Origin of the sequence: Methanothermobacter sp. DP, assembly GCF_026692625.1 — an archaeon.
In the GTDB taxonomy this organism is placed as follows: Archaea; Methanobacteriota; Methanobacteria; order Methanobacteriales; family Methanothermobacteraceae; genus Methanothermobacter; species Methanothermobacter marburgensis.
This window is the reverse complement of record NZ_CP113501.1, coordinates 152,916-168,070: the sequence shown is the minus strand read 5'-3', so window position 1 is coordinate 168,070 and position 15,155 is coordinate 152,916. Positions and strand designations below refer to the sequence as shown.

Sequence of the window (15,155 nt, the reverse complement as noted above, 5' to 3'; positions counted from 1 at the left end):
TTGGGCCGCTGATAAACATGAAGTGCAGGGTATCTGAAAATCCATCCAGAACTGAAGCGTACCAGCTGCTAGAGGAGGGTATAAGGAAGCGCGCTCTTATAGTGATACTTGCCTGCTGCAGTGCATCCTATGAGGGGCGTGCCAGGAGCAGCCTTGGTGCCGGTGAGAGGCTCATCGTTATAAAACCGGATGGAACATTCATGGTCCACCAGGACCGGAAGGTGGACCCTGTTAACTGGCAGCCCCCCAGATCAAGGTGCAGGGTCTACATGAAGCGTGGAAGCCTCTTTCTTGAAAGTATCCGGAGGTCCCCTGAGGAGCGCCTTGAGGTTGAACTCCATGAGGTACACCTCATCTCCTTCTACCTTCCAAGGGATATGCATGAGCTCACCGTATCAGGCCATGAAAGCGACATGGGGGACATGATCATGATGCACCCCCACCTCATCGAGCCTGGCTTCAGACCCGTTTCCAGGGAATATGCCACCAGCTCCGGTTTCATTGATATTCTGGGTAAGGATGAGAATGGTTCGCTCATGATAATTGAACTTAAAAGCAGAAAGGCTGGTGTGAGTGCTGTTAAACAGCTCAGGAGATATGTGGATGAATTCAGGGATGATCAGGTGGGTGTGAGGGGCATTCTGGTGGCCCCATCAATAACCCATGATGCCCTGGAGATGCTGGAGGATGAGGGGCTGGAGTTCAGGGAGATCGAGCCCCCTAGGGAACTCAAATCAAACAGGGGGGTTACACTGGATAACTTTCTCTGAAAATTTCTGCATCATTAACCCATAACCTCTCGGCTCCTCAAAGTTTCTGTTTTATTTTTAGTGTCCATTAAGGTCTGATTTTAAATAAAACTGAGTGTAAATACCTCATTTTCAAAAGCTCGGCAATATTAAATACTCTGAATATGATAATATGGCTCTGGTGGGGTTGGAATGATCGAAGTGGGAGGGATGATGAGCGAAGAGAGTCCAGTACTGATAACCTTCGATGGTAAATTCCTTGAATTCTTTTTCAGGTCTGGCATGAAATTCAAACACGAAAAATATCCCATAAAATGGATCAAAAAACTCGAAATAAAAGATGAAGGAAAATCCAGGACTTTAAATTACACCATGAATTTTTTAGCTCCTGTTGGCTTTTTCCCCTTTGAAAGTGGCGGTGAAAATCTCCAGGAACTTGTGGATGCAGTTAACAGAGCAGCTGGCGCATTTTAAAAACTGGACAGCTGATGCGTAAACAGCGGGTCACCTTTCTCTTGAAGTAACAGGTGAAAGAATAAAGGTTTAAGAGCATTTTTATATCCTCTTAAAAACAGTTATGTCCATCAAAGACCCTCTATAACCTCTGCCAGCTGCCTTAAGGTCCTGACCTCCTTCACAGCTGCACCGGAATCCCTGTAAATTGAAACACAGCTGTCAACAACGTCCCACTTCTTTTTTGGTTCAGGGTTCAGTATGAGGACCTTCCTTGCCTTCTCAGACATTTCAGCCACCAGTTCAGCGCTTTCAGGGACCCCATCCTTCCTTGGCCCTGCCCAGTCCCTGCAGTCTGAGAGAATAACTATACAGGACTTTCCTGTGAAATTAACATTTTCAAGAAAGTCGCTGAAGGCTGTGTACATGTTTGATGTCCCATGGAGCATGAGGTTCCTTATCCTGGACTCCCTGAGGTTCCTGAAGGCATCGTAGAGGTCATCCTCATCAAGGATGTGGGTCGTTTCAATGATCCTGCTGTCGAAGTCAAAGAAACGTGACCTGTAGAATGTCTTCTGGGCCGCGTAAACTATGCAGAAGAACCAGTTGCTTATCCAGTCACAGGAACCACTCACATCACTCAGGAATATGTGCTGGCTCTTTCTCTCCCTTGGCTCTGACCTCATGAGCTCAATTATTGTGCCCCCGTGCTTCATGTTTTTCCTTATGCTCCGCCTTATATCGGGTCGCATCTTCTTTGAACGGCGGAGCCTCCTGGATCTTCTATTGGCAATTTTCATTCCCAGTCTGCGGCAGAGATCAAATATCTCAGGGTCGAACGTATTGAGGGTGGACATATCCCTGTCAAGGATCTGGCTCTCATCAGTTCTGGAGTCAAAGATATCCAGGATTTCAGGTTGGATTTCCGCTAAATCCTCAATATTGATGCCCTCTGTGACTTCACCTAGGGTATGTTCCTCTGAAGACCTGATCCTCTCAACCTTCCCTGAACCGGATGATTCATCACTTTCTTCATCCACAACCCCGAAAACTTCATTGTATGCGTCCATGAAAGCTTCAGAGTGCCTCATGTCCTTAACATAAACTGAAAAGAGAGCATCCCTGAGTTCAGGTCTATTTTTGAATATTTTATAGGCTGAAAATGCGTCTTTAGTGCTCCTTATGCTAACGGGAAGTCCCTTATCCCTTAAAATGTTTGAAAGAAGAATTATTTTCTCCATGAAACATGTGCTCCAGTTTCACTGGCTGTTAACTTTCATCAAGGGATTCCACAAGACCCCGGACCTTGCCCTCGTCTGCCCTGTTTTTTATAACTACACCCAGGGTCTCCTCAGCCGTTTCCCTGTCAATGTGTTCCTTTCCAAGGGCCATGAGGGTCCGGAGCCAGTCAACCGTTGCCCTTATTGAGGGCTTCTTTATGACACCCAGTTCCCTTATCCGGTTTATGAACATGACTGTCTCCTGAACAAGAGTGGCAGGTGCAGAGGGGACGTGTGCCCTTACAATCTCCATTTCACGTTCAGGGTCAGGGTAGTCGATGTGGATGTAGAGGCACCTGTCCCTTGTCTCATCCAGCAGGTTTCGCTGGGAGTTGGATGTGAGGAAGACCAGTATATCATTTCTGAGGTCAAAGGTTCCGAGGTCATTGACTGTTATCTGTTTTTCTCCAAGTGCCTGAAGCAGGAAACTCTCAACCTCCTCATCGGCCTTATCTATTTCATCTATGAGGAGGACTGATGGTTTCCCATTGATGAATGCTGACATTAGGGGTCTCTTTATGAAGTACTCCTCGCTGAAGACGTCCTCCGGGGATCCGCTGATCCGGGACCTTTCAAGGCTCAGAAGCTGCTTCTGGTAGTTCCATTCCCCGACTATCTGTTCGAATGTTATGCCCTCATAGCACTGTATCCTAAAGAATTCCCTTCCCAGGGCCTCGGCTGCCTTTCTGGCCAGCATTGTCTTTCCTGTACCCGGGGGGCCCTCCACAAGGATGGGCTTTCCAAGTTCCAGCGCCAGGAAGAGTGTTATCAGGATCTCCCTGTCTGGTACGTAGCCCACCCCCCTCAGTGATGAGTCAATCTCATCCAGTTTTTCTGATGGTTTCATCTTACCACGGATAACCTATGGTTCTGTGCACCCATAAAAATTTTGGTGGGGAGTCACTGGAGCTCTGAGGGCCTTACCTGGACTTTACAGACCTCTGATCCCCTTATCACATCCACTTGGCATTCCACGTCGATCTTTTCCTCACCGAGTATCCTGTGGATGTCGTCAACTGTCTCCACCGGCTCATCATCGATTGCCACTATCACATCACCCCTCATTATTCCAGCGTCCCTTGCCGGGCCATCCTGGAGTGATGCTATCATCACGCCCCTCTCTGAGTTTAAGCCGAGTTTTTCCCTGAGTTCATCCCTGATGAGTATGTTCTGGCATGAAACTCCCATGTGGGCCCTCCTTATTTTGCCGTCCTTTATGAGTTTATCCGCAACCTCCCTGACTGTGTTTGATGGTATGGCGAAGCAGAGCCCCTGGGCTGGCCTTATGAGTGCTGTGTTTATTCCGAGTACCCTCCCCCGGTAGTCCACCAGTGGCCCGCCGGAGTTTCCAGGGTTGAGTGCCGCGTCGGTCTGTATGACCCCATCAACGAGTCTCCCTGTCATTGTCCTGAGGGATCTTCCTGTGGCACTCACCACCCCTGCTGTGACAGTGAACTGGAAGCCAAAGGGGTTGCCTATGGCAAGGGCGAGCTGACCAACCCTCACCCTGCTGGAGTCTGCGAATTCAGGTACCTGGAGTTCTGTTTCAGGTTCAATTTTTATGACTGCAATGTCAGTGTGGGGGTCATCACCCACAACCTCCGCTGTGTGGTGCTCCCCTGTGTGGAGGTTCACGTCTATCCTCTCTGCCCCGTGGATGACGTGGCTGTTGGTTATTATATGGCCTTTCTCTGTATAGATGACCCCTGAGCCCCCGCCTGCTGCTCTGATTCCTGATTTTGACTGTGTTGTTACCCTGACAACCGAGGGGCTCACCGCCGCGGAGGCATCCATGACGGCCCTTGAATATGCATCCATTATTTCTGATTCTTCTAACTCATTTTCCTCAAATTCATGATTTATGCTTTTATTTCTGGCTTTAAACATTTTCAAATTTCCTGAAATTTTTTAAACCCATATTAAAATCTTTTTAGGTGTTTTTCAGAACCCAAGAAATTTAGTTAACTTAAGTTATTAAAATGGTAGTATATAAACTTTTTGCATCTGCAGATGATTTTATAAGTAGCTTGTGAGAGAATTATATGGTTACTCAATGGTGATACCCATGGATCTTCTATCGATGGTTTTCGTTGGAATTGGCCTGGGAATGGACACATTCAGCATATCAGTGAGCCGGGGCCTTGTGAGCCATGAATCAGGAATCAACTACGCCCTCATAACTGCATTCTCATTCGGTGCATTCCAGGCGTTCATGCCCATCCTAGGATGGATATCCGGCCTTGAAATCCAGAGCATCGTATCAACCTTTGCGCCCTGGGTTGCATTTACACTCCTCCTTCTCATCGGGCTGAAAATGATATACGAGAGCACCATGCTTGAGGAGGAGGAATTCAAATTCAGTTACCGTGAACTCCTTCTGCTCTCGGTTGCAACCAGCATAGACGCCTTTGCCGTGGGTGTCAGCTTTGCACTCCTTAACATATCCATATGGCTGCCCATAATAATCATAGGAATCATCACATTCTTCCTCTCCCTTGGAGGGAGCTACCTTGGAGAGAAGATAGGTCACATATTTGAAAACCGTATAGAGGCGCTGGGTGGTGTCATCCTCATCCTCATTGGTTTAAGGATACTCCTGGAGAATAACGTCCTCTGAGGACCATGCTCACTGATATTAATTGGGGGGTGCCCGGTCTGAGGGTTGGAATCTGTCAGATGCAGGTAAATGAGAGAAAGGAAGAAAACATCAAAAAGGCCTCTGAGATGATAAGGGAAGCGTGCAGAGGGGGTGCTGAACTTGTGGTTCTTCCTGAGATGTTCACATGCCCCTACGACTCTGAACTCTTCCCTGAATATGCGGAAGATGAGAATGGAAAGACCATAACCACAATGAAATCCCTTGCAGTGGAACTGGGTATCCATCTGGTTGCAGGTTCAATTCCCGAGCGGACCCCGGAGGGGATATACAACACCTCCTTCATCATTGATGATGGTGGTGAAGTCGTGGCGAGGCACAGGAAGGTTCACCTCTTCGATATAGACGTGGAGGGTGAGATAACCTTCAGGGAATCCGACAGTCTCATTGCTGGTAGCTCTGTGACCGTTGCTGAAACAGGTTCTGCTGTGATTGGGGTTGGTATATGCTATGACATGCGCTTCCCTGAACTCTCAAGGATGATGGCCCTGGGGGGTGCGGAGGTTCTAATATTTCCCGGTGCATTCAACATGACAACCGGGCCAGCCCACTGGAGGCTACTTGTACGGTCGAGGGCCCTTGACAACCAGTGCTACTGTGTTGCAGTGTCCCCTGCAAGAAATCCCGGGGCATCCTATGTTGCATACGGCCACTCACTTGTCGCCGACCCATGGGGTTCGGTTATGGTTGATGCAGGCAGCTCAGAATGTGTTATAACAGCCGACCTGGATATGGAAATGGTGGAGAAAGTGAGGAGGGAGCTTCCACTTCTAAGGAATCGGAGGCCCGATGTTTACAGGTGGATGGAGGGAGCTGATCATGAATAGACCCTCAGGGAAATCCATCATCATACTCCTTGTGGGCATCATCCTTGCATTCTCATCATATTTTGTAGCCAACGTGGATATAGGGGGTTATTCCGCGGTATCGGTTGTTTTCATCATATCCATGGCCCTCCCATCATTTATTTCGGTGATAAGGGACCTCAGGGGTCGTGGTGTTATTCTGATACTTGTTCTGGGGACCTATGCAATTCTGATCGAAACTTTGGCCATAGTAACGGGTTTTCCCTACTCGGAGTTCCACTACACCGGACTCATTGGACTGAAGATACTTGGACACACACCCTTCACGGTCCCATTCGCCTGGCTGCCCCTCTTCCTGGGGTCGGCCTATCTTGCAAAGGAATCTGTTGGTGGGAAACTGAAATTTCTGGGCCTTTCAACCCTCCTTGTGGTCCTCACAGATGTTGTGATTGACCCTGCAGCCGTGGCCCTCAACTTCTGGATCTGGAGTAATCCAGGAATATTCTATGGTGTGCCCCTGCAGAACTTCGCTGGATGGGTGCTCTCAGGTTTCATTGCATCCCTTATTCTGCTTGTGGTTCTGGGTGATTCTATGAAGGAAATGAAATCAGGGACCATCTCCAGCCTCTACCTGATAATGTGCTTCTGGACAGCGGCCTGCCTCTTCCTTGGACTTGAGATCCCCTTCATAACCGGTTTAATCCTCCTGGCACTCATACTCATTAAAACAGGGGCAAACCTGTGGTAGGACCCTGAATAGTTAAATCCAGAAAACTACAGTAAAAAACCTTCAAGATCAAATCCAGTGAAAGATCTTGTGGTTTATAAGAGCAAGGAAGAGCAGACCTCCAAGGGCTGTGTTGACGTAGGGCAGGTACCAGTAAACCCTCTCTATCCTTATTCTTTCGAAAAGAAGTACAGAAATGGGAAATGCAGGATACGCGAATACCAGAAAGCTGAGGGGATGTAGATCTGTAAGATAGACTGTGATGAAAGATAATATCAGCCAGAAGGCTGCTGAAAGTGCAAGTGCCGCCCTTTCGCCCATGAATACTGGTGTTGTGTTGATTCCTGCCCTCCTATCATACTCTGTGTCAGGTACGGCAGAGAATATGTGCATGGCAGCGATGTGGCAGTAGCCTGCAAGGAGGATTATGGGTTCAGGGAGGCTTCCTGATGCAAGGCTGTAGGCAAATACACCGGGCATTATGTAGAGGTAATTGGATGAAAAATCCAGGAAGGGCCTCTCCTTGAATCTGAGTGGGGGTGCACTGTAGAAATATGATAGGAATAAAAATCCGAGGAAAAGAATGGCCTCCTGTGGTTTCTGTGAAAACATGAGGGCGACACTGATACCTGTAACTGCAAGCAGTGAATTTCTGAGTTTCCTCCTCTCACTCTGCATCAGCATGTGCTCCCTTGAACCCTTCTTGGGGTTGAGTCTGTCTGTATCCTCATCCCAGTAGTCGTTGACACCGTAGATGAACACGTTAGCCGGGAAAAAGAAGTAGAGGAGGTAGATGTAATAGGCTGGTGAGAGAAAATCAGTGAAACCCTTCGCTGCAAGGGTGTATCCAATTACATATGTTCCCCCGGTGTATATCCAGAACCTGAATCTGGATATGCCGACCAGAAAGCCCGTGTAATCTCTGATTGAATTAAAAAGGGATCTTTGGGTCATCTGAGACATTTGAAGGTCCCCTAAATACCCTGCTTAGTTGGTGACCTGGGCCTGATGAGCCTCAGCATGTTCAGGAGGGCCCCTGAGACCACCCGGCCCCTTGAGGGCTTCACCTTCCTCCGGTAGACTATGAGGGGGTCCCTTTCAATTATCCTGGACGTCCAGAGGTACATGTCGGCGGCGGTCTTTATGGGTACCAGGTAGCGGTAGGGGATGTACCTGTAACCCTCCTCTGCCCTCCTCTGCCAGTCCCTGTAAATATCAATCTGAGCCCTGAGGAAAGACCTGAAATTATCCTCCCTTCCCCTTATTTCACTTAAATCCAGTGACTCCAGATTAAATCTTTCAAGTTCAGTCAGCGGGAAGTAGAGCCTTCCAAGTTCAACATCCTCTGCTATGTCCCTTATGAAGTTGACGTACTGCATGGCCCTCCCCAGGTAGCGGGCGTGGGGGTATGAATCCGTGTCAAGGCCCATGATGGATGCCATGAAGAGGCCCACAACCTCAGATGAACCCAGCAGGTACTCCTCAAGGTCAGCCATTGTCCTGTAGGATGATACAGTTATATCCATCTCCATTGATCTTAGAAAGGCCTCTGTCCACTCTTTATTGAAAGCCTTTCTGTCTGAAAGTTCCGCGAATGAATCAACAACCACGTCCCCTGTTTTTTCGCCTGATGATGCAGCCCGGTAGCGTTCAACAAAGTCGTAGAACCCCTCGGTATCCTGGGGTATTCTATCAACATAGTCATCCGCCTTTCTCAGGAAACTGTAGAGTATGAAAACGTCCCTCCTCACCTTCGGTGGGAAGAAGAGGGTGCTGTAGAAGTATGTTTTGCTTCCCCTTTTGAATATTGAATAGATTTTTTCATCAATCAAGAGCCTATCACCCATATAACCTTTTAAAGTTGCTTTGCATGGAGGATTCTGGACTATTCACCCATTTCTTCCAGTATTTCTCTGCAGACAATCTGGGAGGATATGAGTGTCATTGGCACCCCTATACCCGGATGGGTGTACTGTCCTGTGTAGTAAAGGTTTTTAACCTTCTTGCTTTTATGTGCCGGTCTCCAGAGGGCGGTCTGCCTGAGGGTATGGGATAGGCCAAGTGCTGTCCCCCTGTATGCATTGTAGCGTTCCCTGAAGTCATTTATGGCGAATATACGCTTCACCACCACATGGTCCCTTATCTTCATACCGGTCTTCCCCTCAAGGTCATCCATGACCCTGCTGTAGAGGCCCTCCCTCAGCTCCTGGTTATCCTCCATACCCGGTGCCAGGGGGACCAGTATGAAAAGGGTGTCTGATCCCTCGGGAGCAGCTGTTGTATCCGTCCTTGAGGGAACGTTAACATAGTATGACGGCCTATCAGGCCAGGACGCCTTTTCAGGGTCAAAGACCTGCCGAAATTTGTCTGCCCAGTCCCTCTCAAGGAAGAGGTTATGATGGTCAAGGGCGTCTACTGTGCGGTCAACACCCACGTAGGCCACAAAGGCTGATGGTGCCAGTACCCTTGAATTCCAGTAGTTCTCATCATAGGTCCTGTGATTGGCATCAAGGAGTTCAAGTTCACTGTGGGGGTAATCTGCATTCACAAGCACTGCATCGGCATCGTGGATGTTCCTGTCGGTTACAACAGAGGTTGCCATCTTATCTGTAACCTCTATCCTCTTAACCTCCTCGTTGAAGTGGAATTCAGCCCCGTTCTCAAGTGCGAGTTCATATATGGACTCTGCAACCCTCCTTATGCCTCCCTCAGGGTAGAAAACACCCAGTGTCAGGTCAATGTGGGACATGATATGGTACATGGAGGGTGTATCCTGCGGTGCGCTTCCAAGGAATCCTATGGAGTACTGGAGTATCTTTCTTGCCTCATCACTCTCAAAGCGTTTGTTAACAAAGTGCTCAAGGGATTCGAGTATGTTGAGTCTTATCCCCTGAAGCAGGAGTTTACCATTGAGGAAGTCAAGGATGGAACGGTAGTCCCTGTAGAGCATCTCCTTTACAACAGAATCATAGAGTTCACCTGCTGAATGGAGGTATTCCCTGAGTTTCTCGCCCCCGTTTTCCTCGAAGCTGTCAAAGAGTTCATAGTTCCTTTCAATATCTGATGAGACATTTACAACCTTATCATTATCAAAGAATACCCTGTATGCAGGGTCAAGTTGTTTCAGGGAGTAGAAATCCTCAGGTTTCCTCCTGAACTCTGCAAAAAAGTTCTCAAATATGTCGGGCATGAGGTACCATGATGGGCCCATATCAAAGGTGAACCCCCCCTCACTGTAGACGCTTGCACGTCCACCTGGACCCTCATTTTTTTCAATAACAGTTACATCCATCCCATCCCTTGCAAGAAGCGCTGCTGCAGATAGACCTCCAAATCCAGCCCCCACGATCACTATTCTCATGAAACCACCGGCTAAAATATTATATATAGTTATATAATGACACTTAAAAAATATAAAAGTTTCATGGGGACTGCAATAAACAATATTACTGAATTGAGTAATTGATGAACACTTCACAGAAAAAAGCAGGGGGACTATGACTGGATCTTTTTGAGTGATTTGTTGGCGGCCTTCTTGAAGTCCTTATCCCCCTTTCTTCTGGCCTTCTTGATTGGTTCTATGGCCCTCGGATCCCTGAGGTCGCCAAGGGACCTTACAGCGGCAAGTTTAACACCCCAGTCCTCATCCTCAAGGGCGCCTATGAGTGGTTCCACAGCCCTCTTATCCCCCAGTTCCCCAAGGGACCTTGCAGCGAATTTCCTCACCCCCCAGTCCTCATCCTCAAGGGCCTCGATGAAGTGATCCACAACACCGGGATCCCCTATCTTCTTGAGGGCGAATGTGGCGTACCTCCTGACCTCCCCCTCTGCAGTGTCCATTATCTCAATGAGCTTTTCAAGGGACAGTTTTCCGAATTCTGCAAGTTTCTCTGCAGCCTTAAATCTGACAGGATGACTTTCATCCTCCAGAAGTCCCGCAAGTATTTCAACTGATTCCTCTGATGGTTCAAGTTCATCCACGACCTTCATCTTTTCCTCTGAATCCATGAGGCCAATCCTATCCTTCAAAGTACTATCAGCCATGAGAATCACCTGATAAATTCACCTGATTGATTCTGTGATAATAAACGTGATGATAATCTTTTATTCCGCAGCCGATATAAATGTTAATGGACCCAATTCCCGTGGTAGGAGGATGTGGATGCATAAACTGGATGTCAAGAAAAAAAACTCCTGGTGGTATTTCCTGTCTGAGGTTATCAAACTGGGTAGACTTCCATTTCTTGGGGCTGGCCTGATCCTCTATGCCACAGGAGCCGTTCTTGCAGGTATAAGTAGGGGTTACCTCCCCCTCGACCAGTTCATCATGGGATATGCGATCGTGATGCCGGCACATCTTTCTGTATCCTACAGCAACGACTACTATGACTTTGAGCTGGACAACCCTGAGGCTGCAACAGCATATACCGGTGGAAGCGGGGTTCTCCAGAGACACCCTGAACTCAGAGACTTTGCCTGGAAATTTGCTGTCCTTCTCATATCAGTATCCCTGACACTTGCAGTTATCCACACCCTCATCTACCGTAACCCTGCAGTTCTTCTCCTTGCAGTTGCCGGTAATCTCCTTGGATGGTTTTACAGTGCCCCGCCAGCCAGACTATCATACAGGGGGCTTGGAGAGGTTGCAACAGCCCTTACAGGCTTCATATTCCCTGCCATGGGTTACTCTGTAATTATGGGTGTGATTGATACCCCTCTAATCCTCTTCTCCATTCCCATAATGCTTTTGCAGCTTGTTTTCATCATAAACGTTGAGATACCTGACCTCCGGGAGGACCTGCTGGGGGGCAAGATAACGTTTCCTGTCAGGATGGGTGTGAGAGCATCCAGAAGGGTTATGGCCTTAAGTGCGGCTGCTGCAACGGTTGCACTGGGGCTTCTTGAATTCTCCCTCCATTTTGATCCCGGGATCAGTTTCCCGCTGATTGCTCTGCTTTCACTCACAGTCACAGTTCCCTGCATCTATTATTACCTCCATGGCCCAGATGAAGTCAATGCAAGGGGATCTGAGGTTGTGATGAATTCACTGATAGCCTTCGGGGTCCTTGACCTCCTCTACCTCATCAGTGTCCTGGTGATGCAATGAACACGGTTAAACTGGTGGATGGACTGGAAATATGTGACCTGTCACTTCTCATTGAGGATTCAATGATAATAGCCGACCTCCACCTGGGGTACGAACAGTACCTCACCAGTGAGGGGGTGATGGTCCCGGGGTTCCAGTTCAGAAAGATAGTTGAGCGGATAGAATCCATAAGGGACGCATCGGGTGCCTCGGGTATCATCATAAATGGTGACCTCAAGCATGAATTCGGGAGGGTGAGCCGTCAGGAGAACCGGGAAATCATGCGGATGATGGATTACCTCAAGGAAAACTTCAGGGAGATAACACTGATCAAGGGGAATCATGACCCCATAGTACCCCACATGTCCGGGATATCAGGCATTGGGATCCATGAAACCATGAGGGTGGACGATTTCCTCCTGACACATGGCCATGTGATACCTGAAAGACTTGACGCTGAAACCATCATCATAGGCCACGAACACCCCTGCGTGGGTCTCAGAAGCGGTGAAAGGGTTGAAAAGATCAAATGCTTCCTCCTGGGGGCCTTCAGGGATATGAACCTCGTTGTCATGCCATCCTTCAATTTCATAACCGAGGGCTCCGACATCCTCCATGAGGCTGTACTATCACCCTTCCTCAGGGAGGCTGAACTTGAGGAGTTCCATGTCTACGGTGTTGAGGACTTTGAGGTTTTCGATTTCGGGACGGTGGGTGCCCTCATGGAGTTCACCTCATCCACAGGATTCAGTGGTGGGTGGTGAGGCCCATGATAGTCAGACAGAAGAAGAAATACTCAAGCAGCAGGATACATTCTGTTCTTCACCCCTGGGTCAGCGAATGGTTCAAGAAAACCTTTGATGACTTCACAGAGGCCCAGAAGTATGCAATAATGGATATACACATGGGGAGGAACGTCCTTGTATCGTCACCAACAGGTTCAGGTAAGACACTCACCGCGTTTCTTTCCATAATCAGTGAACTCACCACACTTGCAGATAGGGGTGAACTGGAGGACAGTGTCTACTGCATCTACATTTCACCCCTTAAGGCCCTTGATAATGACATAGAAAGGAACCTTGAGGAACCCCTCCAGGGTATAAGGGAGATTGCAGAGGAGGAGGGCAGGGATCTTGAGATAAGGAAAGCTGTGCGGACCGGTGACACCACCAGCTATGAGCGCTCCAGGATGCTCAAGAATCCGCCACACATCCTTATAACAACCCCTGAGACGCTCTCAATACTCCTTGTGGCCCCGAAGTTCCGTGAAAAGCTTTCAACTGTGCGCTATGTTATCGTGGATGAAATACACTCCCTTGCAGATAATAAGAGGGGTGTTCATCTTTCACTGAGCCTTGAGAGGCTGCAGCACCTTGTCGGTAACTTTACAAGGATTGGTTTATCTGCGACGGTGCATCCACTTGAGCGTGTTGCAAGATTCCTGGTGGGTTACAGTTATGGTAATGAAAGGGACTGCATCATAGTTGACGTCAGCTACCTGAAGGAGCTTGACATTGAACTCATCTGCCCGGTTGATGACATCGTGGCCGCTGACCCTGAGGAAATTGGTAATGCCCTCTACGACATCCTCCACGACCTCATAATGGAACACCGGACAACCCTAATCTTCACCAACACGCGGAGCGGGACCGAGAGTGTGGTTTATAACCTGAAAAGTCGCTTCCCTGAGAGTTACACCGATGAAAACATCATGGCACACCACTCATCACTTTCAAGGGAAATAAGGCTTGAAACAGAGGAGAAACTCAAAAGGGGTGAGCTGAAGGCGGTTGTATCGTCAACGTCCCTTGAACTTGGAATAGACATCGGTTACATTGACCTGGTGGTTCTTCTGAGTTCACCAAAATCTGTTTCAAGGGCACTCCAGAGGATAGGGAGAAGCGGGCATCAGCTTCATGAGAAATCAAAGGGACGGATAGTTGTCGTGGACAGGGATGACCTTGTTGAGTGTTCACTCATACTCAAGAACGCCGTTGAGGGTAAAATAGATTCCATAAGGGTACCTGAGAACTGCCTGGATGTCCTGGCACAGCACATATACGGGATGGCCATTGAGAACCCGTGGGACATTGACCATGCCCTGGAGGTTATAAGGAACAGCTACTGCTACAGGAACCTGAAAAGGGAGGATTACCTCTCTGTACTCAGCTACCTTGCAGGGGAGTATGCTGAACTCGAGGAGAGGTACGTCTATGCCAAAATCTGGGTTGACCATGACAAGAACATGTTCGGGAGGAGGGGTAAACTTGCCAGGATGCTCTACTCCACCAACATAGGGACCATACCCGATAGGAGCGCTGCGGTTGTTAAGTGCAACGGGAATGTTGTGGGGAGGATAGAGGAGGACTTCATGGAGAAACTCAGGAAGGGCGACACCTTTGTTCTTGGCGGGAAGATCTACAGATTCAACTATGCAAGGGGTATGACCGTCAATGTCAGCCCCGCCTCAGGGCCCCCCAACATTCCATCATGGTTCTCAGAGCAGCTGCCCCTCTCCTTTGACCTTGCAGTTGACATACAGCGCTTCAGGGACATTATGGATGGTAAGTTCCAGTACGGGCGTTCAAAGGCAGAGATAACAGAGTTCATAATGGACTACCTCCACGTGGATGAGAGGGCCGCAGGTTCAATCTATGAGTATTTCCGTGAACAGTACCTCTACGCGGCAATACCCAGCATCAGGAGGATGCTTGTTGAGTACTACACTGGCTTCGGGGGCAGAAAATTCATCGTCTTCCACAGCCTCTTTGGAAGGAGGGTTAACGACGCCCTATCAAGGGCCGTTGCCTATGTCATTGCAAGGCGTTACCGGCGGGACGTTATGATATCTGTATCTGACAATGGATTCTATCTGAGTTCAGAGGGAAAGATGGGTGGTCTCGAGTCATTCATGGAACTTGAACCTGAGAACCTCAGGGAGATACTTAAGAAGGCCCTTGACAGGACAGAAACCCTTGCAAGCAGGTTCAGGCACTGCGCTGGCCGTGCCCTCATGATACTCCGCAGGTACCGGGGGGAGGAGAAGTCTGTTGGCAGACAGCAGGTTAGGGGTAAGATACTCCTTAAATTTGTGAGTGAACTGGATGACAGGTTCCCCATACTAGAGGAGGCCCGCAGGGAGGTTATGGAGGACTACATGGACATCGAGAATGCCATCAGGGTCCTTGAATGGATCCGTGATGGTGAGATGGAGATCAAGCAGATTGATACGAGGATACCCTCACCATTTGCCTTTAACCTGGTTGCCCAGGGCTACCTGGATGTGCTCAAGTATGAGGACCGGATAGAATTCATCAGGAGGATGCATCAGGCTATACTTGATGAGATCAGATGATTTTCCGATGCAGAAAAAGCAGAAAGCTAATATCAACTTTTCT

General features: G+C 48.6%; 15 protein-coding genes. 8 read left to right on the top strand and 7 right to left on the bottom strand.

The genetic code is table 11. The features are described 5' to 3' along the window. Positions 1 to 17 precede the first annotated feature (17 nt). Together nucS and OXN82_RS00870 are read left to right on the top strand one after the other, a co-directional pair. Positions 18 to 770: an endonuclease NucS gene (gene nucS, locus OXN82_RS00875; protein WP_321211606.1), complete on the top strand. Its 753-nt coding sequence runs from the start codon at positions 18 to 20 to the stop codon at positions 768 to 770. A 171-nt stretch (positions 771 to 941) separates the two neighbouring features. Beyond that, the gene (locus OXN82_RS00870; RefSeq protein ID WP_321211605.1) at positions 942 to 1,223 is read left to right on the top strand and encodes a hypothetical protein; all 282 of its coding nucleotides are present in this window, start codon (positions 942 to 944) and stop codon (positions 1,221 to 1,223) included. Positions 1,224 to 1,333: 110 nt separating this feature from the next. Here OXN82_RS00870 and OXN82_RS00865 read toward each other — a convergent pair whose 3' ends face one another. The 3 genes from OXN82_RS00865 to OXN82_RS00855 are packed head-to-tail and all read right to left on the bottom strand — an operon-like array spanning position 1,334 to position 4,369. Next, on the bottom strand, positions 1,334 to 2,443 hold the full coding sequence (locus OXN82_RS00865; RefSeq protein ID WP_321211604.1) for a vWA domain-containing protein: 1,110 nt from the start codon (positions 2,441 to 2,443) through the stop codon (positions 1,334 to 1,336). Between the two features lie 28 nt (positions 2,444 to 2,471). Further along, positions 2,472 to 3,329, bottom strand: a complete 858-nt coding sequence (locus OXN82_RS00860; RefSeq protein WP_321211603.1) for an AAA family ATPase — start codon at positions 3,327 to 3,329, stop codon at positions 2,472 to 2,474. A gap of 53 nt (positions 3,330 to 3,382) precedes the next feature. Further along, positions 3,383 to 4,369 (bottom strand): S1C family serine protease, encoded by a 987-nt coding sequence (locus OXN82_RS00855; RefSeq protein ID WP_321212121.1) that lies wholly within the window; start codon positions 4,367 to 4,369, stop codon positions 3,383 to 3,385. Between the two features lie 178 nt (positions 4,370 to 4,547). Between OXN82_RS00855 and OXN82_RS00850 the strand changes: the two genes are divergently transcribed. The 3 genes from OXN82_RS00850 to cruF are packed head-to-tail and all read left to right on the top strand — an operon-like array spanning position 4,548 to position 6,692. Beyond that, the gene (locus OXN82_RS00850; protein ID WP_321211602.1) at positions 4,548 to 5,099 is read left to right on the top strand and encodes a manganese efflux pump MntP family protein; all 552 of its coding nucleotides are present in this window, start codon (positions 4,548 to 4,550) and stop codon (positions 5,097 to 5,099) included. A gap of 59 nt (positions 5,100 to 5,158) precedes the next feature. Next, on the top strand, positions 5,159 to 5,965 hold the full coding sequence (locus OXN82_RS00845; RefSeq protein WP_321211601.1) for a carbon-nitrogen hydrolase family protein: 807 nt from the start codon (positions 5,159 to 5,161) through the stop codon (positions 5,963 to 5,965). Continuing rightward, a complete protein-coding gene (cruF, locus tag OXN82_RS00840) occupies positions 5,958 to 6,692 on the top strand; it encodes a bisanhydrobacterioruberin hydratase CruF (protein WP_321211600.1) in 735 nt (244 codons plus the stop codon). Before OXN82_RS00845 ends, cruF begins: the two co-directional genes overlap by 8 nt. A gap of 48 nt (positions 6,693 to 6,740) precedes the next feature. Here cruF and OXN82_RS00835 read toward each other — a convergent pair whose 3' ends face one another. The 4 genes from OXN82_RS00835 to OXN82_RS00820 all read right to left on the bottom strand — a co-directional run bounded on the left by OXN82_RS00835 (position 6,741) and on the right by OXN82_RS00820 (position 10,715). Beyond that, complete coding sequence (locus OXN82_RS00835; protein WP_321211599.1) at positions 6,741 to 7,634, bottom strand: prenyltransferase; 894 nt, start codon at positions 7,632 to 7,634, stop codon at positions 6,741 to 6,743. 11 nt (positions 7,635 to 7,645) lie between these two features. Next, entirely contained in the window at positions 7,646 to 8,503 is an 858-nt protein-coding gene (locus tag OXN82_RS00830; protein ID WP_321211598.1) for a phytoene/squalene synthase family protein, read from the bottom strand. 53 nt (positions 8,504 to 8,556) lie between these two features. After that, positions 8,557 to 10,032 (bottom strand): phytoene desaturase family protein, encoded by a 1,476-nt coding sequence (locus tag OXN82_RS00825; RefSeq protein ID WP_321211597.1) that lies wholly within the window; start codon positions 10,030 to 10,032, stop codon positions 8,557 to 8,559. Between the two features lie 134 nt (positions 10,033 to 10,166). Next, a complete protein-coding gene (locus OXN82_RS00820; protein WP_321211596.1) occupies positions 10,167 to 10,715 on the bottom strand; it encodes a HEAT repeat domain-containing protein in 549 nt (182 codons plus the stop codon). Positions 10,716 to 10,833: 118 nt separating this feature from the next. Here OXN82_RS00820 and OXN82_RS00815 point away from each other — a divergent pair, with 118 nt between their 5' ends. Genes OXN82_RS00815 through OXN82_RS00805 form a run of 3 tightly spaced genes read left to right on the top strand, consistent with a single transcriptional unit; the run spans position 10,834 to position 15,112 of the window. Beyond that, a complete protein-coding gene (locus tag OXN82_RS00815) occupies positions 10,834 to 11,778 on the top strand; it encodes a prenyltransferase (RefSeq protein ID WP_321211595.1) in 945 nt (314 codons plus the stop codon). Next, positions 11,775 to 12,521, top strand: a complete 747-nt coding sequence (locus OXN82_RS00810) for a metallophosphoesterase (RefSeq protein WP_321211594.1) — start codon at positions 11,775 to 11,777, stop codon at positions 12,519 to 12,521. Before OXN82_RS00815 ends, OXN82_RS00810 begins: the two co-directional genes overlap by 4 nt. 5 nt (positions 12,522 to 12,526) lie before the next feature. Next, positions 12,527 to 15,112: an ATP-dependent helicase gene (locus OXN82_RS00805; protein WP_321211593.1), complete on the top strand. Its 2,586-nt coding sequence runs from the start codon at positions 12,527 to 12,529 to the stop codon at positions 15,110 to 15,112. Positions 15,113 to 15,155: the final 43 nt, after the last annotated feature.